General features: G+C 64.2%; 17 protein-coding genes and 2 pseudogenes. 6 read left to right on the top strand and 13 right to left on the bottom strand.

The window, feature by feature from the left end; translation table 11 throughout:
• Positions 1-244 precede the first annotated feature (244 nt).
• Both EJ073_RS21910 and EJ073_RS21905 read right to left on the bottom strand, forming a co-directional pair.
• A pseudogene (locus EJ073_RS21910) lies at positions 245-527 on the bottom strand (transposase); the annotation flags it as partial.
• Entirely contained in the window at positions 427-639 is a 213-nt protein-coding gene (locus tag EJ073_RS21905; protein ID WP_126057615.1) for a hypothetical protein, read from the bottom strand. The pseudogene EJ073_RS21910 and the gene EJ073_RS21905, both read right to left, overlap by 101 nt.
• A gap of 122 nt (positions 640-761) precedes the next feature.
• Between EJ073_RS21905 and EJ073_RS31680 the strand changes: the two are divergent.
• Positions 762-1,275, top strand: a pseudogene (locus EJ073_RS31680) (transposase); the annotation flags it as partial.
• Positions 1,276-1,589: 314 nt separating this feature from the next.
• On the opposite strand, the gene EJ073_RS21895 reads toward EJ073_RS31680, so the two are convergent.
• Positions 1,590-4,172: an EAL domain-containing protein gene (locus EJ073_RS21895; protein ID WP_126057614.1), complete on the bottom strand. Its 2,583-nt coding sequence runs from the start codon at positions 4,170-4,172 to the stop codon at positions 1,590-1,592.
• Positions 4,173-4,594: 422 nt separating this feature from the next.
• Between EJ073_RS21895 and EJ073_RS21890 the strand changes: the two genes are divergently transcribed.
• The 3 genes from EJ073_RS21890 to EJ073_RS32270 are packed head-to-tail and all read left to right on the top strand — an operon-like array spanning position 4,595 to position 8,388.
• A complete protein-coding gene (locus EJ073_RS21890; RefSeq protein WP_245455307.1) occupies positions 4,595-7,066 on the top strand; it encodes a hypothetical protein in 2,472 nt (823 codons plus the stop codon).
• Positions 7,026-7,958: a shikimate kinase gene (locus EJ073_RS32275; RefSeq protein WP_245455306.1), complete on the top strand. Its 933-nt coding sequence runs from the start codon at positions 7,026-7,028 to the stop codon at positions 7,956-7,958. Before EJ073_RS21890 ends, EJ073_RS32275 begins: the two co-directional genes overlap by 41 nt.
• A complete protein-coding gene (locus EJ073_RS32270) occupies positions 7,846-8,388 on the top strand; it encodes a shikimate kinase (protein WP_306462658.1) in 543 nt (180 codons plus the stop codon). Before EJ073_RS32275 ends, EJ073_RS32270 begins: the two co-directional genes overlap by 113 nt.
• 541 nt (positions 8,389-8,929) lie before the next feature.
• On the opposite strand, the gene hutH is transcribed toward EJ073_RS32270, so the two are convergent.
• The 4 genes from hutH to EJ073_RS32265 all read right to left on the bottom strand — a co-directional run bounded on the left by hutH (position 8,930) and on the right by EJ073_RS32265 (position 14,243).
• A complete protein-coding gene (gene hutH / locus EJ073_RS21885) occupies positions 8,930-10,417 on the bottom strand; it encodes a histidine ammonia-lyase (protein ID WP_126057613.1) in 1,488 nt (495 codons plus the stop codon).
• A 261-nt stretch (positions 10,418-10,678) separates the two neighbouring features.
• Positions 10,679-12,520: a DNA helicase RecQ gene (gene recQ, locus EJ073_RS21880; RefSeq protein WP_126059304.1), complete on the bottom strand. Its 1,842-nt coding sequence runs from the start codon at positions 12,518-12,520 to the stop codon at positions 10,679-10,681.
• Positions 12,520-12,666 (bottom strand): hypothetical protein, encoded by a 147-nt coding sequence (locus EJ073_RS31675; protein WP_189347473.1) that lies wholly within the window; start codon positions 12,664-12,666, stop codon positions 12,520-12,522. Before EJ073_RS31675 ends, recQ begins: the two co-directional genes overlap by 1 nt.
• Positions 12,663-14,243 carry a hypothetical protein gene (locus EJ073_RS32265; protein ID WP_245455305.1) on the bottom strand — a complete coding sequence of 527 codons (1,581 nt, stop codon included), beginning with the start codon at positions 14,241-14,243 and terminating at the stop codon, positions 12,663-12,665. Before EJ073_RS32265 ends, EJ073_RS31675 begins: the two co-directional genes overlap by 4 nt.
• Positions 14,244-14,682: 439 nt before the next feature.
• On the opposite strand from EJ073_RS32265, the gene EJ073_RS21870 reads away from it, so the two are divergent.
• Complete coding sequence (locus EJ073_RS21870; RefSeq protein WP_126057612.1) at positions 14,683-15,696, top strand: glycosyltransferase family 9 protein; 1,014 nt, start codon at positions 14,683-14,685, stop codon at positions 15,694-15,696.
• A 16-nt stretch (positions 15,697-15,712) separates the two neighbouring features.
• Here EJ073_RS21870 and EJ073_RS21865 read toward each other — a convergent pair whose 3' ends face one another.
• Positions 15,713-16,051, bottom strand: a complete 339-nt coding sequence (locus EJ073_RS21865; RefSeq protein WP_126057611.1) for a cupin domain-containing protein — start codon at positions 16,049-16,051, stop codon at positions 15,713-15,715.
• A gap of 10 nt (positions 16,052-16,061) precedes the next feature.
• Positions 16,062-16,841: a 2-dehydro-3-deoxy-D-gluconate 5-dehydrogenase KduD gene (gene kduD, locus EJ073_RS21860; RefSeq protein WP_126057610.1), complete on the bottom strand. Its 780-nt coding sequence runs from the start codon at positions 16,839-16,841 to the stop codon at positions 16,062-16,064.
• Positions 16,842-17,216: 375 nt separating this feature from the next.
• Here kduD and EJ073_RS21855 point away from each other — a divergent pair, with 375 nt between their 5' ends.
• Positions 17,217-18,776, top strand: coding sequence for a mannitol dehydrogenase family protein (locus EJ073_RS21855; protein ID WP_126057609.1), 1,560 nt, complete (start codon positions 17,217-17,219; stop codon positions 18,774-18,776).
• Positions 18,777-18,805: 29 nt separating this feature from the next.
• Here EJ073_RS21855 and lepB read toward each other — a convergent pair whose 3' ends face one another.
• The 4 genes from lepB to EJ073_RS21835 form a co-directional block, all read right to left on the bottom strand.
• Positions 18,806-19,552: a signal peptidase I gene (gene lepB, locus EJ073_RS21850; protein WP_348627271.1), complete on the bottom strand. Its 747-nt coding sequence runs from the start codon at positions 19,550-19,552 to the stop codon at positions 18,806-18,808.
• Between the two features lie 326 nt (positions 19,553-19,878).
• Positions 19,879-20,286, bottom strand: coding sequence for a F0F1 ATP synthase subunit epsilon (locus EJ073_RS21845; RefSeq protein ID WP_126057608.1), 408 nt, complete (start codon positions 20,284-20,286; stop codon positions 19,879-19,881).
• A gap of 99 nt (positions 20,287-20,385) precedes the next feature.
• Positions 20,386-21,966: a F0F1 ATP synthase subunit beta gene (gene atpD / locus EJ073_RS21840; protein ID WP_126057607.1), complete on the bottom strand. Its 1,581-nt coding sequence runs from the start codon at positions 21,964-21,966 to the stop codon at positions 20,386-20,388.
• Between the two features lie 76 nt (positions 21,967-22,042).
• The gene (locus EJ073_RS21835) at positions 22,043-22,930 is read right to left on the bottom strand and encodes a F0F1 ATP synthase subunit gamma (protein WP_126057606.1); all 888 of its coding nucleotides are present in this window, start codon (positions 22,928-22,930) and stop codon (positions 22,043-22,045) included.
• Between the last annotated feature and the right edge of the window lie 8 nt (positions 22,931-22,938).

Below are 22,938 nucleotides of genomic sequence, written 5' to 3'. Positions count from 1 at the left end.
CTGCCGCCACGGCCTTGTCCCCGGAGCGCAGGACTGCCAGTCGCATCGCATAAGCCGAAACCTCTCAGTCGGTTGAGGGCGCTTCCGATGGCCAAGATCCGCTTTTTTGGCGTTCAGCCGGTGGGACCAAGCTCTGAAGCTGACGCTGCGCAGGTCTTTGCGTGGATGACTCGGTGCGGTCGGTAAACTCGAAGTGGCGGTTGTGTGCGTCAAGTTCTGCAAAATGGGGCGGCCACGATGCTGGTCATGCGGCTTGGCGTAGAGCGAGCTTCTTGTGCTCGCGCAGGTCGTCAATGTTGATGTAGGGCCTCCATCCAGTTTTCGTTGGTTTCGACAGCCGGCGCCCTGACGAGGCGCAGGCAGCTTTCGGCGTTGGGGAAGATGCGCACGACATAGGTGCGCCGGCGGATTTCCTCATTGAGCCGTTCAAGCATGTTGGTGCTCTTGAGATGCTTGTGATGCTGGCGCGGCAGGCAAAAGAAGGTCAGCGTGCGCTCGATGGTCTCCTCCACCGTCGTCCATCTCGGCCTCGAGCACCTCCTGCATCACCGCACGGATCATTTCGTGAAGTCCGTCCGGGTCTGAAAGCAGAATGTCTTTGACGGCAGCGCTGGCGGTCTTACTTTCAATCTTGGTCATGGTGGCGTTCCTTCGCGGGAATCGGCGACATGAACAATCACCAGATCCCATGGCGACGGATGGATAGCGGCGCGTGCTCTGGCAGAGTGACGCTGCTAACAAACACCCCGCGGAGGAACACCATGCATGTAGTGGCCGACCGATCCGAAACTCTGACTGCTATCCGGACTGGTCTGGGCGCAATCTTCGTATCGCTGGAGCTCAGCCGTTCAACCTGGCTGATCTCGTCGTTGTCGCCAGGTGGCGGCGAGAAGTTGTCGAAACACAGTGTCCCCAGTGGTGATTTATCCGCCTTGTTCCGTCGCTTCGATAGCGTGCGAGAGAAGGCAAGAGCACGCATGGGGCCAGACTTCCCCGTCGTCGCTATCCAGGAAGCCGGGCTCGATGGCTCCTGGATCCATCGGGTTCTGAGCAAGGCGGGGATCGAGAGCTACGTCGTTGATCCCGCTTCTATCGCAGTGTCTCGTCGCAGTCGCCGAGCCAAAACCGATAAGATCGATGGTGAAACGCTCGTCTCTCCTTGCCTTCAAGCGAGGCGAACCGCGCATATGTGCAATGGTCAAAGAGCCAACACCGGAGCAGGAGGATCGCCGGCGTATCTGTCGTGAACGCAAGGTACTGACGACCGAACGGGTATATAAAACGCCGCTCACTCAGAATGGTCTCGTCGCCCGAGCCCAGCGGCCGTAGGCGGGATGTTGGTGCAGCCGTGAAGAGCAGCGACCGAATGTGAGGTTGATCTGCTCGGTTACGAGCAGAGTCCTGCAAGTCGGGTTCAACCTGGATCCCATAATCGATATGACAAGCTAATCCCACTTTGACCGGCGCTCAGCACACCTAATTTCGAGCCGCGCCGACCTACACACCCGCTATCGACATGATCCGAGTGGCGGCCTGAACTAGGCCGGCAAACTCATGTTCGTTGGCACTGTTTTTCGCTTGCATCCCGGTTAGGCGGGGACAGACGCCCTACTGCGACGCCTGCCCGGCTTGTCCGTGTCTCGCTCGCCTGACGTTTCGGGTTCGGTCTCAATGATCTCGCCCGCCACCACGGCGCGGGTCCGCTCCAGCATCGCGGGGATGTCCCGCGCGGGCAGCGGGCGGCTGAGCAGGAAGCCCTGCGCCTCGGTGCAGCCTTCTCTTCGGACCCGTTCCAGCTGCTCCACGGTCTCGACGCCCTCGGCGGTGGTCTGCATCCCGAGGCTGTTGCCGAGGCTCGTGACCGCTCGAATGATGGCGACGGAACTGTCGATATCTCCGGCGTCCGTGATGAAGGATTGATCGATCTTGATCTTGTCGAATGGGAACGAGCGCAGATAGCTCAAGCTCGAATATCCGGTTCCGAAGTCGTCCATCGCGATATGAACGCCGAGCATGTGGATATGTTGCAGCATCGAGAGAGTCGCCTGGCTGTTGGCCAGCAGCACTGTCTCGGTGATCTCAAGCTCAAGCCGGCTGGGGGGCAGTCCCGAGATATCCAATGCCTCGACGATGGTGGAGAGCAAGCGCGCGTTGCGAAATTGCGCCGGGCACAGATTGACGGCGACCTTGATGCTACCGGGCCAGCTTGCCGCGTCGAGACAGGCTTGCTTGATAACCCATTCACCGATCGGGACGATGAGGCCGATGTCCTCGGCCAGCGGGATGAATTCTCCCGGGGATACGATGCCGCGCGTCGGGTGATGCCAGCGCAGCAGCGCCTCGAAGCAGCTGACCTCGCCGCGGTCGAGATTGAGGAGCGGTTGGTAGTAGATTTCGAACTGCTGCCGCACCACCGCTTCGCGCAGGTCGAGTTCGAGAAACCGCCGCGCCTGCATGCGCGCATCCATTTCCGGTTCGAAGAACCTGTAGGTTCCGCGGCCTTCCGCCTTCGCCCGGTAGAGCGCCATGTCGCCGGTCTTGAGAAGTTGGTCGGCGTCAATGCCATCGTCCGGCGCGATCGAGATGCCGATGCTGGCGCTGATCATAACCCCGTGGCCATCGACGACATAAGGTGCGCTCAGCCCATCAATGACCCGTTGGGCAAGAGCTGTCGCCTCGACCGGCTGATCAACCGCGGTTTGAATGATCACGAACTCATCGCCGCCGAGCCTTGCCACGGTGTCGCCTTCACGGGCCACCTGTTTCAGTCTGGCGGCGACCTCCTTCAGCAAGGCGTCGCCAACCGGGTGCCCCAGCGTGTCGTTGACCATCTTGAAATGATCGAGATCGAGGCAGTGGAAAGCAATCTTGCTACCATCACGCCGCATCTCGACCAAAGCCTCCTCGGCGCGTTCGCGGAACAATATGCGATTTGGAAGCTCGGTAAGTCCGTCGTGGCGCGCCATGTATGAAATCTTGGCTTCGCTCCGCCGCAAGTCGGTCACGTCATGGTGAGTGGCAAGCCACCCGCCGCCCGGCAGTGGCTGATGGATGAGGTCGATGGTGCGTCCGTCCCTGAGTTCCACCAGGCTCACCGTCCGCTCTGCGCGATCGATGGTCTCCGTCAGCTGCTGCACATACTTTTCCGGGTCATGGCCGGCATAGAGGCCCGCCGCGATCCGGAACCGCATCAAATCGATCCACGGCGTGCCGGGACGAGTCAGGGGCTCCGGCACATGGTAGAGATCGGCGTAGCTTTGGTTGCACAGAACCAGCCGCCTCTCCGCATCGAACATGCAAAGCCCTACGGGCATATTGGCGGCGGCCGCGGCCAATTGCTGCCGCTCCAGCTCGGCTTCTCGGGCCAAGGCATCGCTGCGCTCCAGGCTGGCCCGGTAGCCGGCAAAGGCCGAGAACAGCACTCCAACCTCGTCCTGCCGATCCCTTTTCAGCGCAATGAGACTCGAACGGCGCTCGCCCTGCGCCAAGCAACGCATCGCCTCGGTCACGGCGAGGATCGGCTTGCTGACATTGTGGCGTATCCAGGCGACAAGCCCACCAAGACACCCGGCGGCAAAAAGAACTGCCAGCCAAGTCAATCTTTGCGCAACGGTGTAGGTCCTGTCCGCCATCACCGCCGCGGCCGTGCTGCGCTCGTTGGTGAGGGCCAGCAGGTCGTCCAATCGCTGCGTGGCGGCGGCAACGGTCGGGAGCGATACCGTCTCGAACTCCTTGACAGCCATTGTTCGCCCTCCTGTTTCGAGGAGCGGGAAAATCGATGTCAGGGAATCTTCGTAGGCCGTCCATAGGTTGACGAACTGGTCGAACAGCTGCTGCTCGGCCAGCGATCCGGCACTCCGGCGATAGGCGCGCCGACCTTGCAGTATTTCGTCGCTTTCCCTCGCCATCTCCTTCTCAATGCCGGCTATCTGCGCAGCCTCGGCAGTGCGCACGCGCAACGTCGCATAGAGCTGGTGTTCCGCGAGGTTGCGCTTCATCTCGCCGACGATCTGGACCTGGGGCAACCAAACGCTGGTGATCTCGCTCGTGACCTTGTTGAGTGATCGCAGTTGCGCGACCCCAAATACTCCCACGGCCACGACGCACAGCAGCGCCAGCCCAAAGCCCAACGAGAGCTTGGTCCCGACGCTAATGTCCTTTAGCCCTCTCATCTAGAAAACTGCAAACGCAAGACCAGTCCTCGTCAAATAGCATCGAGCTTTAGCGAATAGTAAAAGTATTCCTAGTGTCGCGTCTAAGGTATTAATGCTGGCTTAAGACTGCGTAATCCCCTAGAGGATCGACCAAACCACGTTGTAAAAGGCCGGCGGATGAAGCTCACCGATTTCCATATGATCCGATGACGGGCCTACAATGAGATCGAGGTGCTCGCACCTAGTCTTGGAAGCCGCTTGCAGCTTCTTTCACCGCACCGTGGGATCGGCCTTCGATCCCCTTCGAATGTAGCGAGGCCAGCCCATATTATGCACGACGATGGGGCTTTGAGGCTGGCAGTCGAATCTATGATCGGCAGTGTTCATCAGCCGAGGAAGGAGCGCCGCGGCGCGCGCCGAGGCGGTGCGCGAACTCGAGCGTGATCGCCGAGATCGAGGCGAAGGAGCCGCTCGAAGCGCTCGACACCTTCATGGCGCAGAACGCATCGATGATCCAGGCCCAGCATGCAGCCTCCAGCTTCGATGTCCATCGGGTCCTTCAGGCCATGGACCACGAGCCGAGACCGCCGCAAGGCGATGCCGGACTGATGCGGCTGCCGGTGGTCGACATGCAAGGCCGGCCGCTGGCCAGCGAAGCCGAGTTGCGCTATTCCATTTTCCACCGCTTGACCTCGGGCGCGGTGAAGGTGGTGGCGGTGCAGCTAAAGGGAACTCCGACTGGAGCCATGCTGACACGCACGTTCACCGTGGAGGGCGTGCCCTACCGCATGGACCTGTTCGGCGGCAGCAAACTGAAGCCGCCGCAAAAGAGCCTGAACCAGCTTGCCTCTCACCTGCCTTTCACGGCCGCAGAGGCCCCAAGCGGCAAGCTTTTGGCGATCCCCTATGCCGAGACGGCTCCGGGTACGGCCTTTGAGCAGCTGTCGCGGGCCTGGGCGCCGTTCAAGGAAGCCTATTACTATACCCAGCGCCGCGGATTTGCCGCGCCGCCGGGCATCCCCGACATTGGCCCCCATGATTATGCGCTGGAAGGGTGCTTCAAGCTGTCCCTTCTGCCCGACCATCCCGCAGGCGCAGTGCATCCCTTCCGGTTCGAGGGGCGAGACGGCGAGATCGCCTTGCGGCCGCATGACGGCTGCGGCTTCATTAGGGCCTCACTGGCCGAGCGCATGCCGTCCATTGCCCGGGCTCGCCACGACGCTCCCGAGCGGATGCCTGCCTATGCCGATAAAAGGCAATCGGCGGTACCGCCCTCGGCGCTGCAACATTATCCGCGTAGCGTCGAGGTAGCACAGGAGACCCGCGAGAAGGCTCAGGCTTGGCTCGAAACCCATCAAAGCCTCACCGCCGAGGAGCTGTTCCGGACGGTCACGGGCGGGCATATCGAGGGTTCGAGCGCTATCGCCGTGCCGTCCAGCGACGAATGCCTGCATGTGCCGACGGGCAAGAGCAAGACCTTGACCCGTGACGCTGGCGTGCTTGTCGGACGCTCCCCCTATGACAAGCCCAACCTGCGCCCGTTCGCCGCCGACCGGGTCAGGTCGGCGCGCGATGGCGACCGGACCGCGGCGTTCCTGGATCGGTGCGTGGCCTTCCAATATAGCTTCAACTTCGCGCACAGGTCGGGGGCTGGGCTTGCCGCCGACGATCCGACCTTCTTTGCCAAAGGCATCTTGATCGTTGTGCCCGACGAAATGTGGCCGGCGGACTTCGCCGAGCGCGGGGTCGTGATGTCTGCCGAGGACGTAAAGTGCCATTCGTACTGGCTGGAGGAAAAGGACCGGGTCAAGGCCGACACCGCGCTCGAGTGCGTCGGCATCCTGCAGGCGACGGAGGTGTTCGCGCCCGGCTCTTTGGTTGCGGTTCCAAGCGTCGAACAAAAAATGCTCGACGGCGATTTTGATGGCGACACCGTCGTCATCATTGGCGACCAGCCTCGCCTTTACGAGCATGTGCGCCAGTTCGACGCGCAGCTGCAGGCGCGCGGCATCGCCTCGATGAAGCCGCCGAAGTCGCACACGCCGGCCATTGAGAAAAGCGGCTACCAGTTCACCCGGTCCAAGCAGATCCTGTCGGCCACCGGGCTGGTGCTGGAGACCTACAGCTGCCTGCAGCGCAACGTGCTGGCGCAGCCGCTGGAGGCGCAACGCTGGTTTGCCGAGCGTGCCATCTTCGGCACCTACGAGGGCATTCATAATGAGCTCAAGGCCGACATCCGCGCACTGTTGCAGGAAGATCGGCCGGATGGCCAGGCCCTCCATGAGCTCATCGCCAGGGCGAGGGAAGACAGCAAGGCCGCCAGGCATCCGGTGGCCTGCGAACTGGCCGCGTTGTTAGTGGCCGAGCTCCAGGACTGGAACCTGCAGCTCAATAGCGAGCCGGCTCATGAGCAGTCGGAAGTCAAGCTGCATGAAAGCGCCATCAATCTGTTGAGCGTCGGCATCAAGGTCGGCACTGACGCCTACAAGTCCGATACCGGTGCGCGGGTGTTCATGCAAAAAACCACCGAATTGCAGCGGCTCTTGGAGCAGAGGCCGGGCTTCAAGTCGGCGCCATATGTCAAGGCGCAGGCGGCAAAGCTCCACCAGGGCCGGTTCGACGTCGATGGCAGCCTGGCGGATCTGAAGGACAACCCCACGCTGGCGGCATCGGTCATGGAGGCCTCGATCAGACTCGCCGTCGAAAAGCGCATTCTGCTCAGCGCCTTAGCAATCTCGGCCGAAGACGACCGCGCCAGCACGATAACGCTGAGCAGCGAACAGGCCCTTGAGCGGGCCAGGCTCGAAGCCGCCCCCGCCGAAGCGCAAGAAAGCGCGATTACCAAAAATTGTGCATGCGGTTGCCGAGCTTTTGCGGCAGGACGGCATCGAGGTGAAGGTGCCGCATCTTGACCAACGGTCGGGCGGGCAGGTCTGGATAGCCGACGAGTTGACCGGCCAGAGCGTGAGCACGGCGCCGGAGGCCCAACTGGTCACCAATGCCGTGCGCCATGTCTTCGAGATCCCGGACGAGGCTTTTACGCGCGCCTTCAGGAAGGCGGCACTGGCCTTCGAGGAGCGGGACTGCAGCGAGGTCGAGACCACCAACTGGGTCATCAGGATGGACAGGCCGCGGTTACGCGGCGTTCACACGGCGTTCAGAACCGCGCAGAACTATCGCTTCGAGGTCGAGTTCCCTACGCCGGCCAGTTATCGGGCCGAGCTCGCGCACCGCGCGCAGAGCTCACAGCTAGTCCCCATTCCCCGTGGTGCCTGGGAGATATTACACTGGGACTCGTCAGGAGAAAGCAGGTCGAGGGCGGCAGGGACCTCCAGGTCGCCCATCGTCGCAAGACAACAGATTGCGGTCGCTCGCTCGCCGCAAGCCGGCGAGATCCTCGCGGCCCTCGGTACGCGGCCGGTCGTGCTCGTCGGCATGCCGGCGAGCGGCAAGTCGACCATCGGCGCCCAGCTTGCCAAGGAGTTGGGGGTGGAGTTTGTCGACATCGATAAGCATATCGTCGCCGATCACGGCAATCTGATGGAGATGTTCGCCGACCCTGGCCGTGGCGAGGCGCACTTCAGGGACCTGGAGACCAAAGAGCTCGCCAAGCAGCTGGAGAGAGGCCCCATCGTCATCGCAACCGGCGGCGGCTGCTTTGGCAAGGAGTCCAATCAAGCCCTGATTCTTAATAAGGCGAGGTCGATCTGGCTCGACACCCGAGCTGAAAGAGCTCCGCAGGCGCCTCGAGAGGGACACCAGCCGGCCGCTGCTGCAAGGCGCCGACATCGAGCAGAAGGTTGACCAGCTGTACGAAGAGCGCAGTCCGTTCTACCAAAAGGCCGATATCAGGTTGCCCCTCGTCCCGCCCTTTCAAAAAGACAAGAAGGACGCCCGCATTTGCGTGAAGGAACTCTACGCTTTCCTGTGCAGCGACAGAGAAGCCGCTCTGCCCGCTGCCGAGATATCACATGTCTCCGGTGCTTCCGGCACCGCCATCAGCATGTCCCCAACAGCTCAGCGCATGCACGATGATCATCACAACGGCTACGATTGCGGGGGCGGCGTCGTGGAAACCATCCAGGCGCCGGCGGCACTATTGAGTGAAAGGGAACGGCCGCCGCTCCTCGACACCCTCACCGCCGACCCGCAGCCTTTGCTGGCCGGCAATAACGCACGAGCGAATTTAGCGTCTTCCACGAGAAGCAGGGAACGCTCAAGTCGAGGACGATAGCTTAGGCGTCGCAGGTTTGGTGCAGGGTGCGGGTTCGCACCGAATGCTAATAAAAGTGGGAAACGCATGCATAAGTCGTGAGAAGCCTGATGGCCGAGTTGATCCGGCCTGGATGACACAAACGTACAAAGACGAACCGCCGGTGCCGGGTCGCGCGCCAAATCCTGGTGATCGACCGGAAAGGATCAGCTCCGAGTCTAAACGGCATCGTCAACTTAATGAAGCGCGGATACTATGACAGAGTGACCCAATCCACCGCCGCGCCATTGCGTCGGTTTCGACAGATAAGATGGATTGGGCAGGCGAGCTCAAAAGAGCGATTGTAAATCGCAGTTGTAGCAGTGTAACAAACTGCGTAACAAAAAGCGCGAAAAGATTAGCATTTTCAGCAGGATAGGCGTGAAACCGAATCCCTCCCTCTCCGCCATCCTGCTCGCTCTTCGAGCTTCGCCGAACAGCCCGCTCCGTCGCGCGAAGCAGGTTGCCCCTCCGAAGCTTTAGCGCAGGAGGGCGGCTCGGAGCCTCTCCCGACATCCGCCTTTCACTGCCTCACATCGGCCTCGCGGATGAAATCGCGCAACCTTTCCATGTCCCAGGACAGCGGGCGGTCGTCGCTGTAGTGCCCGACGCGCTGGCGGATGGCGCGATAGATGGCATCGGTGCCTGGCGCCCGTGCCGCGCGGTCGGACAGGAAATCATGCGCCTGCGCGGCCGCCATGAGTTCGATCGCCAGAATGTATTCGGCGTTGTCGATGACCGCCAAGAGCTTGTTGGCCGCCACCGTCGGGTGGGCGAGGAAATCCTCCTGCAGGCCGGATGTCACGCCGCCGTCGGTTGCTGCCGGCGCGGCAAGGCGCCGATTGACGTTGCTTAGCGACGTGGCGGTGTACTGGGCGATCATGAAGCCCGAGTTGCAACCGCCTTCCGCCGCGAGAAATGCCGGCAGATTGTTGACCAGCGGGTTGACCAGGCGGTCGATGCGACGTTCGCTCATGGCGGCGACCTGCGCCAGCGCAATCGTCAAACTGTCGGCGGTCTGACCGAGCGCGGCCGCGACCGGATGCGCCTGCGAAAACACCCGCGGGTCATCGAGCGAGCCGGATACGATGGGATTGTCGGTTACCGAAGCCAGTTCGCGATCGACCAGTTGCGCGGAGCGCTCAAGCACTTCGCGCGCCGCGCCATGCACATGCGGCACCGCGCGGAGGCTGAGGGCGTCTTGCGTGCGACTGCCATGCGCAGCCGCGATCAGCCCGCTGCCATCGAGCAGGCGCCGCAATGAAGCGCCAACCGACTGGATGCCGGGCGAAGGCCGCATGGCAAGCACATCTTCGTCGAAGGCCGCCATCTGCCCGCCGGCGGCCTCCAGCGTGAGCGCCGCGGCGGCATCGGCCCAACCCAATAGACGCTCGGCGCGAGCCACCGCGATGCTTGTCAGGCCGGTTGCGCACGCCGTGCCGTTGACGAGGCTCAAACCTTCCTTGGCGCCCAGCACCAGCGGCTCGAGGCCGATCTCGGCCAAAGCCTCGCGACCGTTCATCCTGCGCCCGGCGACCCTTGCCATGCCCTCGCCGATCAGCACCAGCGCTATATGGGCATTGTGCGTGAGATATCCGGCGGATCCCCGAGAAGGAACTTCCGGAATGCAGTCGCGCTCAAGGAAGGTGAGCAGATTGCGGACGATCTCAGGCCGCACGCCCGAATGGCCATGCGCGAAATTTGCCACCTGCACGGCGATGATGGCGCGGATCCCGCGTTCGGGCGCCAGTTCGCCGACGCCGCAAGCGTGGCTGAGAATGATGTTGCGCGACAGCTTCTCCTGGAGGGCAGGCGCCACCACCTGGCTCGAAAGCGCCCCGACGCCCGTATTCACGCCATAGGCGCGGATGCCCTTTTCGACGAGGCTTGCCACGATGCGGTTCGCATGCGCGATGCGATCCCAGGCGGCCGGCGCCAACGCCAGCTTTTCGCCGTCTCCCACGCGCGCGATGTCGCGCCAATTTGCGGCATTGTCGATGATTATCGTCATTCGTGCATTCCACTTGGGGCTGACAGCCCTCAAAAACTGCGCTGGGTCCTCCAGCAGCGTCGTACCTAGAGCTTTTCCGGCACAGCCTTTGTCGGAATTTCGCCGCGGCGGGGGAAAAATTCAGCGGAACGTGGCTCCTGCCAATCGGCGTTCGGCAACTGCCGGCCGGAATGCGCGGTTGCGATCGCCAGACGTGGTCTGGGCAGACAGGGCGTCCGCGGCCCGGGAGTTTGTCCCTCGGTCTCGGCGGTTGCGCCTGACCTAGACCGCGCGATGCCCCGCAATCGCTTCGAGAAAAATCTCGCCGAACTCCCTCAGCTTGGCCTCGCCGACGCCGTTCACTTCGGCGAAAGCGTCGAGGTCGTTCGGGCGGCGCTCGGCCATGTCGATCAGCGTGCGGTCGGAGAACACGACATAGGCCGGCACCTGGCGTTCCTTGGCCAGGCGCAGCCTCAGGGCCTTGAGCGTGGCGAGCAGCGCTGCATCCACGCCGTCCGCCTCCGCGCCGCCACCCTCGCCGGAACGCGCTTTGCCACGCATGGCGCGGTGCCGCGTCTCGACGCGATACTCGAACGAAACCTCGCCACGACCGAGCGCATGGCCGTTTTCGGAAATGGCAAGACCGCCATGACCGGCGGGATCAGGTACGAGAAACCCGCCGGCGACGAGCTGGCGGATCAGCGACAGCCATGCGGGCCGCTTGTGCGCCGTCCCGCTGCCGAAGCTTCCAAGCCTGTGATGGCTCCTGGCCAGCACCTTCTCGGTTTCGTGGCCGAGCAGGATGTCGATGACATGGGCGGCGCCGAAACGTTCGCCGCTCTGGGCGACGGCGGCAAGGATGAGGCGCGCCTCGGCGCTGCCGTCCGCGCGCGGCACCTGCTCGAGGCAATTGTCGCAATTGCCGCACGGCTCGGCCTGTTCGCCGAAATAGCCGAGCAGCACCTGGCGCCGGCACTGCGCCGTCTCGCAATAGCCGATCAGCGTATCGAGCCGGCCATGCGAGCGCCTTTTGTGCTCCGGCGAGGCGTCCTCATCCTCGATGAACATGCGGCGTGTGCGGATGTCGCCGAGGCCGAACAGCATATGCGCCTCTGCCGGCCGGCCGTCACGGCCGGCGCGGCCGATCTCCTGGTAATAGGCTTCCAGGCTGCTGGGCAGGTCGGTGTGGACGACATAGGCGACGTCGGGCTTGTCGATGCCCATGCCGAAGGCGATGGTGGCCACCATGACGACGCCGGAGAGCGTCATGAAGGCGTTTTGATTCGCTTCACGCGCGTCCTTGCTCATGCCGGCATGATAGGCGAGCGCGGTGACGCCGTTCTTCTCGAGGAAGGCCGCCACCTCCTCCGTCTTCCTGCGCGACAGGCAATAGACGATGCCGCTGCGCCCTGGATGGCGTTCGATGAAGCGCAGCAACTGGCGCTTGCTGTCCTGCTTGGCCTCGATGGCAAGCTTGATGTTCGGCCGGTCGAAGCCCAGCACCAGGGTCTCGACGCGCCCGGAGAACAGCCGGGCTTCGATGTCGGCGCGAGTCCCTTCGTCCGCCGTCGCCGTCAGCGCGATGACGGGCACATCCGGGAAGATGCCGCCGAGCCGCGACAGGTCTTCATATTCGCGCCGGAATGCTGGCCCCCATTGCGAAATGCAATGCGCCTCGTCGATGGCGATCAGGCGGACGTCGAGCCTGGCCAGCGCATCGAGCATGCGCTCGGTCATCAGCCGCTCCGGCGCGAGATAGAGCAACCGCGTCTGGCCCGACGCGACACGGCGCCAGGCGGCGACATTGGCCTCGCGGTCGAGCGAGGAATTGATCGTGTCGGCGGCCACACCCGCCAGACGCAGCGCCGCGACCTGGTCCTGCATCAGCGCCACCAGCGGCGACACGACGATGGTGAGCCCGCCCAGCACCAGCGCCGGGACCTGGTAGCAGAGCGATTTGCCGGCGCCGGTCGGCATCACCGCCAGCACATGGCGTCCGTTGAGCAGCGCTTCCATCACAGCGGCCTGGCCGGGGCGAAAATCGTCGTAGCCGAACACGTCCTTGAGGACGCGATGCTTGGCATCCCGTGCATCCGCCGGGACGCTCGCCGCCGATCTATGCATCACCCGATGGTCCCCGGTTTGGTCGAGGCGATGGTCTTAAAGGCAAGATCGCCCGAGCGCCACCCGCCGCGTGTGCCACCTGCGTTCTGGTCGGCTGCGAGCGGGCGGATCATGCGCCGCTGCAGGCGCTCGATGACGCGACTCACTCTCCACGTTCGCCCTTTCCGGCGTTCAGATCTGACGGCAACTCATAACCGAATTCGCGGCAGAACATCTCGACGCGGGTGAGGAAGGCCGGCGGCAGACCCTGGAGATAGGTCCTGAGCGCCTCATTGCGTTCCCATTTCCGCAACGAGGTGGCGCGGATCGGATTGTCCGCATCCGCGCTGAAGCGGATCGCCGGCGCGAGGCCGAACGCGCCGGAGATCCTCGCCTGCGCGGCATCCGGCTCGGCAATCAGATCCTCATAGCGCAGGTAGAGGATCTTGCGCGCCGGCTGGGCTTCGCGCAACCGGTTCAAGCCGGCATACTCCGCCTCCCAGCGTTCGGTCGTGACATGAAAGGGCCGCAGATGCACCGTCTCCGGATGCGCGCTGGTCAGCACGTCGAAAGGATGGCGCACACAATAGATCAGGCCGATGCCGGCGGGCAGTTGCCATAGCTGCTCGTGGCTTTGGGCAGTGCGCTTGACGACGAGACTGGCATGCGGGCGTTTCAGTTCGAGCAGCTTTGGAAAGGGCGATTCGAATTCATGGACATAGGTGTCGTCGAAACAGCCCATCAGCCGGCGGGCGAGCGTGGTTCCGCTGCGCGCGCAGCCGGCTATGAATATCCGCCTGGGCTGCTTGGTCCGGATCCCGAGGCGTCGAAGCCGTTCCGACAGCGGCGAGGCCACCTGGCGAATGGTTCTGGCAAGCCGGTCCGCCATCCGCTCCGGCATCGAATGGATTTCGGCGAGCGCTATGCCGCTCTCGCCGGCGGCGGCATAGAGCAGCCATGTCCGGCCGTCCTCCTCGAAGATCGCCGGATCGCGCAAGGCGTTTTCCCGGCCTCTTGCCAGCCCCGTCCGGCTGCGCCGGACAGGCTCGCCATTGCCTTCGAATCCACATGACGGCCGCAGCAATTCGGTCATGCCCCGCACCTTCCAGCGGCGCCAGTCCAGCGCGAGATCAACAGTCCCATGGAGGATCCGCTCCGGCGCATCGCCCCGGCGCGTGTAGTAGACCCTGAGCCGCTCGCCGCATGTCTGCACGGCGACATGCCTGGGGGAGAGACGGCGGCCCGAGGCAGGCAACAACACGGGGCCCGGCTCGAAGCCCGAAAGCCCGTCGCTGGAGCGCGACAGCGTGACGGTGCCGGTGCCGAAAAGCCCGTACCACCAGCCACCGTGGCGGAAGATCCGCGCATAGGATGGCCCGAGCGGCTCCGGACGGGGCTCGAAATGGATGCCGTCGGGCGAGGTTGCGGCAAAACTCGTCTGGCGCCGGCCGCCGGCCTCGGTCGGTCCGTGAAAATACATGACCAGGCGGCGGCTCTGATCGTCGACATGCACGTCCGGCGAAGCGATGTGCTCTCGCAGGAACGGGCATTGTTCGAGCGACAGCGCCCCGCCGGGATGGACCCGCCACGGACCCTGCGGCGAATCCGCGTAGGCGAGCCGGATATACGTGCCCGTGTGGTGGGCGAAATAGAGATAGTAGGCGCCGAGCCGGCCCGGCAGCCAGTCGGGTACCCTGATCAGCGACGGGCCGTTGATGTTGTCGCCATCGTCGCCCGGCAGCATGCCCGGCGTGATGATGGGCCCATGTCGCCGAACCGCCAGAACGACGCGAGTCCCGGGCTGACAAGCCTCTTTCCGGCCTTCGTTCAAGCTTTGCCTCTCCGCCCACGAACATGGTCAGATACGTGCATTTTCAGGTGCCTGCAAATGGCCTGGCTTATCCACAGGCGGGAGCGTCGCCGTGAACCTCATTCGAGCCCGCGTTAAACCTATCTTCACCATGTTGCGGCACCGTCCCAGTCCTGCGGTGATGTTTTGAGTACCGCGGCGCCACACGCGCCCAGGCAACATACCCGCGCCTCCCCGGAGGCGCGGGTTTTCTGTTTCCGGTGCGCGGCAGATCGCCTTTGACTCCCCAGGACGGCTTCAGTATCAGCGGCCGGACCAGAGCGCGCCTCGATCGAGGCCCATTTCCGCCCTGAGCCACGGGTTCCGCACCGGCATGGATTCGACCGCACCGCTGCTGATCTTCTACGCCCGCAACGACGCCCTCGGCGACGGATTGCTAAGGCTGCCGGCATTGCGCGCCGCAAGAACGGCCTTCCCGCAGAGCCACATCGTCTATGGCACAATGGGCAACTCCTCGCTCACCGGTGTCTTGCGGAAGCACGTCGCTTCCCTCATCGACGATTTCAGGGCGGTGACGCCGCTTTCGGCTGTCCTCGCCGAGTTCAAGCCGCGCGGCGGGCAAACGACGCTCGTCGATTTCCGCACCGGCGTGCCCGGCCTGCTGGTGACCGGATTGCAGCTCATCGGCCGCGGCGTTCGCTACGAGCCCAATTTTGCCGGCTATATGCTGTCCTGGCGTGCGGGCGTCAGATGGACGCTGCGTCCCGAACACAATGCCTGGCGCTACCATCGGCTGGTGGAGCGGCTGGCCGGCAGGCATCTGCCATTCGACCACAGGCTGGACGTTCCGAAGGCTGCCCGCGCCATGGCGCGTCAGTTGCGCGGCGCGGACCAGCGTCCGCTCATCCTTCTTGGCGGCAACGCCAAGGGCAACAAGTTCATGAGCGACGCTCAGGTCGCCGCCGTCGCCGGCAACCTCATCGATGCCGGCTGCCGGGTGCTCTATCTGGTCACCCCGGGCAGCGGACCGAGCCCGCAGACCCTTGCCGCGAAGGAACCCCGTCTTCAACTGGTCGGCCCGGAGCTTGGGCTCGATGCCGAAGCATTCAGCGACCTGCTGCTTGCGCTCGGCGAAATGGCGGCCGCCTATGTCGGCATGGAAGGCGGTCTGGGGCATCTGTTCGCCACCGTCATGACCCCGGCGGTGATCATCAACAATGGCGCTAACATGGAACGTTGGCGGCCGCTGTCGAACACCGTCGAGGTGGTCACCGCGCCTAGGCGCGGGCGATCGGCGAAAGTCTCCGATACGCCGGCCGAGGCGATTATCGAAGCCACCCATCGCTTGCTCGCCGCGAGCCGACGCGACCACGCCTTGCCGCGCTAGATTACGGTCAGAAAAATCAGCCGAGGAAATCGGCTCGGTGCGGCGTGAAGCTGTCGACCAGGCGCCCGGCCTCCAGCGCCCTGACGCCGTGCGGCATATTGGACGGAACGATGAAGCTGCCGCCGGCTTCCAGAACTTCGGTCCGGCCGTCGACGGTCACCTCGAAGCGGCCTTCGGCGACGTAGCTCGCCTGCACATGCGGATGCGAATGCAGCGCGCCGACGCCACCCTTGTCGAAGCCGAACTCGACCATCATCAGCTCGTCCGTGTGGAGGAGCACGCGCCGGCGGTTGCCGTCCGGCGTCGGCGTCCATGCAGCCTCGCCGGCATGCGAGAATATCTTCGTCACGGTCATCTCGCCTCTCTCAGCGCGCCAGCCAGCCGCCATCCACCGGCACCACGGCGCCATGCATATAGTCGGACGCCGGCGCCAGCAGGAACACGGCCGCGTCGCCCATGTCTTCCGGCCGGCCCCAGCGGCCGGCCGGGATGCGCGCCATGATCGAGGCGCGGCGATCGGGATCGGCGCGCAGCGCCTCGGTATTGTTGGTCTCGATATAGCCCGGCGCGATGGCGTTGACGTTGATGCCCTTCTGCGCCCACTCGCAGGCGAGCAACCGGGTGATGCCGAGCACGCCGTGCTTCGAGGCCGTGTAGGAGGCGACGCGGATGCCGCCCTGGAAGCTCAGCACCGAAGCGATGTTGACGATCTTGCCGCGCCGCCCGGGTTCGGCAAGCACATGCCGGGCAAAGCCTTGGCCGAGCATGAACACCGTCTTCAGATTGACGTCGATGACGTCGTCCCAGTCGGCCTCGGTCAGCTCGACCGCATCGGCTCGCCTTATGATACCTGCATTGTTGACCAGGCCGTCGAGCGGTCCGCTGTCGCGCCAGACCCGATCGAGCATCGCCTGCGCGGCCGTCGAGTCGGCAAGCTCGCAGCGCACCGCCTCGATGCTCCCGCCGGCCGCCTCTATCCTTTCGGCGGTCTCATCCATCGCCGAGCGGCCGACGCCGATCACTGTGCCGCCGGCACGCGCGACCGACACCGCGATGCCCTGGCCGATGCCGGTATTGGCGCCGGTGACCAGGATGCGTTTGCTAGCGAGGCTGAAGGCGGAAAGATCGGGCCCTTTCCTGCTCATGATATCCAACATTTGTCTGTCATCGATGACGCCGTGCCTCCGTGATCGCGTCCAAGCAGCGCAAAAGCCAGTTCGCCTGTGTATGACCGCGCGGGCTGACGATGGGCAGCTTTTCCACGCCGGCGTAAAGCGCGCTGGCAAGCGCGCGCATCCGCCTCGGAGGGGAACAGCAGATCCGGATCGGTCAGCGTGATCGTGGACATAACGGCTCCTCCAGGAGGGAGTACCGGTATGGTCGGACAGGAGTGATGTCAACGCGAACGGCGTTCCTGAGCCTGCTTGCGGCAGCGGGGAACAGATGATACCCCGCATCGGATCCATCGCACGGGACATCAAAATGCCGCTCCGCCGAAACCTCTCAGCGTGTTTGGTGCCATGACCCACGACCGCCTCTCCGATGGGACGCTGCGGTCCTTGCCAAATCAGGTTTCGGTTCCCGCCTACGATCGGGACGACATCGCGGGGGGCATTGTCCATCTCGGCGTCGGCGCCTTCCACCGCGCCCATCAGGCCGCCTATGTCGACGACTGCCTGGCGGCGGGAGAGCGTGACTGGGGCATTGTCGGCGTCTCGCTGCGCAGCGCCGACACGCGCGATGCGCTGGCGCCACAGGACGGGCTCTACGCGCTGGCGATCCGCGACAGCGGCGGCGAGAGCCTGCGCGTCATCGGCTCGATCCAGTCGATGCTGGTGGCGCCCGAGGACCCAGGCGCGGTGCTGGCGGCGCTTATCGACCCGCGCACCCGCATCGTCACGCTGACCATCACCGAAAAGGCCTATCTGAGGGCAGCCGACGGCCGGCTCGACGAAACCCACCCCGACATCGTCCACGATCTGGCCAATCCGGGATCGCCGCGCACGGCGCATGGTTTCCTCACGGAAGCGCTGGCCCGCCGCCGCGCCGCCGGCACGCCGCCCTTCACCGTGCTTTGCTGCGACAACCTGCCGGCCAACGGCGCCACGCTGCACCGGCTGCTGGCCGAATTCGCGATGCTGCGCGATGCAGGACTCGCCCGACAGGGCGATGTCCAGCTCGCCCGACAGGGCGATGTCCAGCTCGCCCCACCGGGCGATGCCCCTCTTGCCAGCCATGTTGCAAACGAAGTGGCCTTCCCATCGAGCATGGTCGACCGCATCGTGCCGGCGACCACCGATGCCGACCGGGCACGCATCGCGGTCGAGCTCGGCGTCGAGGATGCCTGGCCGGTGATGACCGAGCCGTTCTGCCAATGGGTCGTCGAGGACGATTTTCCGGCCGGCAGGCCGGCCTGGGAAAAATTCGGCGTCACCATGGTCGCCGATGTCGGCCCCTTCGAGGACATGAAGCTGAGACTGCTCAACGGCGCGCATTCGGGCATCGCCTATCTCGGCCTGCTCAGCGGCCACGCGACCGTCGACCGTGCCTTCGCCGATCCGGCGATCCGGCAGTTCGTCGATCGCCTGTGGGCCGAGGCCATTTCGACGCTGCCCGAGGACGCCGGGCTCGACACCAGCGCCTACACGGCGGAACTCGCCCAACGTTTTTCGAACACCGCGCTTGCCCATCGTACCGCGCAGATCGCCAATGACGGCAGCCAGAAACTGCCGCAGCGCATCGTGGCGTCAGTCTTGGAGTGCCTGGAAGCCGGCACCGAAATGGTCCATCTCACGCTGGTGGTGGCCGCCTGGATCGCCGCCTGCGCGGCGCGCGGCAAGGCCTTGCCGGAAGCCCATTTCACGGATCCGCTCGACGCGGCGCTGACGGAACTTCTGAGCCAGCAACTGCCGGCAAACGAAACGGTGACGGCGGTGTTCGATCTCGCTGGCTTTGCCAGGGACCACGCCGAGCGCCAGACATTGATTGAACTCGTGGCTGTCCATCTCGTCCACCTGCGCCGGGACGGCCCCACCCTGGCCTTCGCCGCGCTTGGCATAGAGGGCGAACGGCAAGAATAGACTTGCAGTTCCACCCACGGATGGCTCGCCTATTCCACAGCCGAGCCATACAGTGTTTGCCGGGACGAATAGCCGGTGCCCTTTGAATTCCAGAACAGCCGCGCTGCTCTGCCGACGAGGTTTTCGTAAGGGACGAATCCGACGGTGAATCGACTGTCGGAAGCATTGTCCCGATTGTCGCCAAGCACGAAATAGTGGCCCTCGGGCACCTCGAACACGCGCGTGTTGTCGCCGATCGAATTGTCCGTCAGGTCGAGAACGAAATGGCTGACCCCGCCTGGCAAGGTCTCGCGCTGAAGCCTGGCCGGCTGCGCCATCTCCTCGTACGGGAACGTGCCGGCATCCTCGAGACCAACGGGCACATCGTTGATGTGGAGCGCGCCGTTGACCATCTGGATCTTCTCGCCCGGCAAGCCGACGATCCGCTGGATATAGTCGATGCTTGGGTCGGACGGGAATTTGAAGACCACCACATCCCCACGCTTGGGTTCCGCGCCTAGCACACGTCCTTCGATTGGCAGCAAATTGAACGGCACGCTGTAGCGGCTGTAGCCGTAGGCGAATTTGGAGACGAAGAGATAGTCGCCTTCCTGCAGTGTCGGCACCATGCTGCCGGAGGGAATCGAAAACGGCTGGAACAGGAACGATCGGATCAGCAAGGCCGGCACCGACGAGGTGAGCAGGACGAGCACCAGCACCGAAAGCCCGTGCGCATACCATTTGTCCGGCTTGAAGCGATGCGCGAAGGGCACGACGAGCGCCATCCACAGGACCATCAACACGAACCCTGAGAAATTGGCCAGCCCGGCAAGATCGGCGCCCGGCAGCACCGGAAACCCGATATAGACAGCCGCGACGCCGAGGGCGCTGAACACAATCAGGACGGCAAGCGCCGGCCTTCCGGCGCCGATCCAGAGAAACCCGCCGAACGGCCCGCCAAAGGCCGACACCAGCGCCGTCGACCACCTGGATCGCGGCGCAATTTCTCGCTGGTCTGATTGCTGCGTCATCGGCCACCCCCCCACGCAAAGGCAGCCGGACTGTCCACTAAACAAAAAAGCGGGGCAAGCCCGCTTTTGCAATCTCCGGTGGAAGCCTGATCTCAGGCCGGCAGGATGGCGCCTTCCAGCGTGGTGAGCTGGCTAAGGAATTGCTCTGCCTTGCTGCGGGCCTGGTCGTCCTTGGCGTCGGCGACGTCTTCCTTCGCCTCCTGGATGCGGCGTGCCACATCCGCGCGATCGATGTCGCCGACCGCCACCGCCGACTCGGCAAGCAGCGTGCAGCCGGAAGGCACGATGTCGGCGAAGCCGCCGAACACCACATAGCGTTCTTCCTTGCCCGCAACGGTCTTCACCGTGACGACGCCCGGCTTGATCGTGGTCATGACCGGCGCGTGCAGCGCCATCACGGTCATCTCGCCTTCGGCGCCGGGGATGACGACAGATTCAACCTGCTCGGAAACGAGCAGGCGCTCCGGCGAGACCAGTTCGAACTTGAAAGCTTCAGCCATGATCAAATTAGCGAGCAGGGAATAGCGAGTAGCGAGTAGTAAGAACAAATCCGCCGCGCTGGTATTCCTATTCGCTACTCCCTATTCGCTATTCGCTTCTTATGCCGCTTCAGCCGCCAGGCGCTGGGCCTTCTCGACCGCTTCCTCGATGCCGCCGACCATATAGAAGGCGGCTTCCGGCAGGTGGTCGTAGTCGCCGGCGCAGAGGCCCTTGAAGCCCTTGATGGTGTCGGCGAGGTCGACCAGCTTGCCCGGCGAGCCGGTGAACACTTCGGCGACGAAGAACGGTTGCGACAGGAAGCGTTCGATCTTGCGGGCGCGGGCAACGGTCTGCTTGTCCTCTTCCGACAGCTCATCCATGCCCAGAATGGCGATGATGTCCTGCAGCGACTTGTAGCGCTGGAGGATCGACTGCACCTGGCGCGCCACCTGGTAGTGCTCCTCGCCGACGACCATCGGATCGAGCATGCGCGAGGTGGAGTCGAGCGGATCGACGGCCGGGTAGATGCCCTTTTCCGAGATCGCACGGTTGAGCACGGTGGTGGCGTCCAAGTGGGCGAACGAGGTCGCCGGCGCCGGGTCGGTCAAGTCGTCGGCCGGCACGTAGATCGCCTGCACCGAGGTGATCGAGCCCTTGGTCGTCGTCGTGATGCGTTCCTGCAGCGCGCCCATGTCGGTGGCCAGCGTCGGCTGATAGCCCACGGCCGAAGGAATACGGCCGAGCAGCGCCGACACTTCCGAGCCCGCCTGGGTGAAGCGGAAGATGTTGTCGACGAAGAACAGCACGTCCTGGCCCTGGTCGCGGAAGTACTCGGCGACGGTGAGGCCGGTCAGGCCGACGCGGGCGCGGGCGCCCGGCGGCTCGTTCATCTGGCCATAGACCAGCGCCGCCTTGGAACCTGCACCGCCGCCCTTCTTGTTGACGCCCGATTCGATGAACTCGTGATAGAGGTCGTTGCCTTCGCGGGTGCGCTCGCCGACGCCGGCGAACACCGAGAAGCCGCCATGCGCCTTGGCGACGTTGTTGATCAGTTCCTGGATCAGCACCGTCTTGCCGACGCCGGCGCCGCCGAACAGGCCGATCTTGCCGCCGCGGGCGTAAGGAGCGAGCAGGTCGAGCACCTTGATGCCGGTAACCAGGATCTGCGCTTCCGTCGACTGGTCGACATAGGCCGGAGCGGGCTGGTGGATGGCGCGCTGTTCGACGCCGTCGACCGTGCCTTCCTCGTCGACCGGCTCGCCGATGACGTTGATGATGCGGCCGAGCAGGCCGGGACCGACCGGCACCGAGATCGGCGCGCCGGTGTCATAGACCTCCTGGCCGCGGACCAGGCCTTCGGTGGAGTCCATGGCGATGCAGCGCACTGTGTTCTCGCCGAGATGCTGGGCCACTTCGAGCACGAGGCGGTTGCCGACATTGGAGGTTTCCAGCGCGTTCAGGATCGCCGGCAGGTGGTCGCTGAACTGCACGTCGACGACGGCGCCGATGACCTGGCGGACCTTGCCGACGGCGCCGGTCTTCTTGACGGCGACACTCGCCGCCTTGGACGGTGCTGCCCTGGCCGGTGCCGCCGCCTTCTTGGCCGGAGCGGCCTTCGCGGCTGCTGCCGGAGCCTGTGCCGCCGCCTTGGGGGCCGGTGCCGCCTTGGCGGCGGTCTTCGGGGTAGCTGCTTTCGCCATCGTCTTTGCCCTTTTTCGTCTTTCTGTTTCTCGCGCTGTCCGCATGGAGGTCAGCGACCTCCACATGGGCCCGCGACTAGAGCGCCTCGGCGCCCGAAATGATTTCGATCAATTCCTTGGTGATCTGCGCCTGCCGCTGGCGGTTGTAGGTGATCGACAGCTTGTTGATCATGTCGCCGGCGTTGCGCGTCGCATTGTCCATGGCGCTCATCTTGGCGCCCATCTCGCCGGCTGCGTTTTCGAGCAGCGCGCGGAAGATCTGGACCGAGATGTTGCGCGGGATGAGGTCGGAGAGGATCTCGCCCGGCTCCGGCTCGTATTCGTAGACGGCGTTGCCGCCATTGGTCGCCTCGGCAGCAGCAGGAGCGGCAGTCGCCGCCGGGATGATCTGCTGCGCCGTCGGGATCTGGCTGATCACCGACTTGAACTGCGAGTAGAACAGCGTGCAGACGTCGAAACCGCCCTCGTTGAAGAGGTGGATGACTTTCTTCGCGATCGCATCGGCATTGGCGAAGCCGAGCGTCCGCACTTCACGCAGGTCGACGCGCTCAAGGATCAGCGATGCGTAGTCGCGGCGCAGGATGTCGTAGCCCTTCTTGCCGACGCAGATGATCTTGACCTGCTTGCCGTCGGCCAGGAGCTTGCGGATGTGGTCGCGGGCAAGGCGGGCGATCTGCGAATTGAAGCCGCCGCAGAGGCCGCGCTCGGCGGTGCAGACGACGAGCAGTTGCACGTCGTCCCTGCCGGTGCCGGTCATCAGCGCCGGAGCATCGCCGCCGCCGCCGATCGCCTGGGTGATGTTGGCCAGCACCGCGCCCATCCGCTCGGAATAGGGACGCGCCGCTTCCGCCGCTTCCTGCGCGCGGCGCAGCTTCGCCGCGGCGACCATCTGCATCGCCTTGGTGATCTTCTGCGTCGCCTTGACCGAGGCGATACGGTTACGAAGGTCTTTTAATGAAGGCATGCTTCAAA

It is taken from the genome of Mesorhizobium sp. M4B.F.Ca.ET.058.02.1.1, assembly GCF_003952505.1.
In the GTDB taxonomy this organism is placed as follows: Bacteria; Pseudomonadota; Alphaproteobacteria; order Rhizobiales; family Rhizobiaceae; genus Mesorhizobium.
This window is presented reverse-complemented; position numbering and strand designations above follow the sequence as displayed.

Bases quoted from the DNA above. Each gene is read 5' to 3' on its own strand.
- hutH (WP_126057613.1), bottom strand. From the start codon at position 10,417: ATGACGATAATCATCGACAATGCCGCAAATTGGCGCGACATCGCGCGC.
- atpD (WP_126057607.1), bottom strand. From the start codon at position 21,966: ATGGCGAAAGCAGCTACCCCGAAGACCGCCGCCAAGGCGGCACCGGCC.
- EJ073_RS21835 (WP_126057606.1), bottom strand. From the start codon at position 22,930: ATGCCTTCATTAAAAGACCTTCGTAACCGTATCGCCTCGGTCAAGGCG.
- EJ073_RS21870 (WP_126057612.1), top strand. From the start codon at position 14,683: ATGGATTCGACCGCACCGCTGCTGATCTTCTACGCCCGCAACGACGCC.
- kduD (WP_126057610.1), bottom strand. From the start codon at position 16,841: ATGAGCAGGAAAGGGCCCGATCTTTCCGCCTTCAGCCTCGCTAGCAAA.
- EJ073_RS21845 (WP_126057608.1), bottom strand. From the start codon at position 20,286: ATGGCTGAAGCTTTCAAGTTCGAACTGGTCTCGCCGGAGCGCCTGCTC.
- lepB (WP_348627271.1), bottom strand. From the start codon at position 19,552: ATGGTCCTGTGGATGGCGCTCGTCGTGCCCTTCGCGCATCGCTTCAAG.
- EJ073_RS21865 (WP_126057611.1), bottom strand. From the start codon at position 16,051: ATGACCGTGACGAAGATATTCTCGCATGCCGGCGAGGCTGCATGGACG.
- EJ073_RS21855 (WP_126057609.1), top strand. From the start codon at position 17,217: ATGACCCACGACCGCCTCTCCGATGGGACGCTGCGGTCCTTGCCAAAT.
- EJ073_RS21905 (WP_126057615.1), bottom strand. From the start codon at position 639: ATGACCAAGATTGAAAGTAAGACCGCCAGCGCTGCCGTCAAAGACATT.
- EJ073_RS32265 (WP_245455305.1), bottom strand. From the start codon at position 14,243: ATGCTGCCGGGCGACGATGGCGACAACATCAACGGCCCGTCGCTGATC.
- recQ (WP_126059304.1), bottom strand. From the start codon at position 12,520: ATGCATAGATCGGCGGCGAGCGTCCCGGCGGATGCACGGGATGCCAAG.
- EJ073_RS21895 (WP_126057614.1), bottom strand. From the start codon at position 4,172: ATGAGAGGGCTAAAGGACATTAGCGTCGGGACCAAGCTCTCGTTGGGC.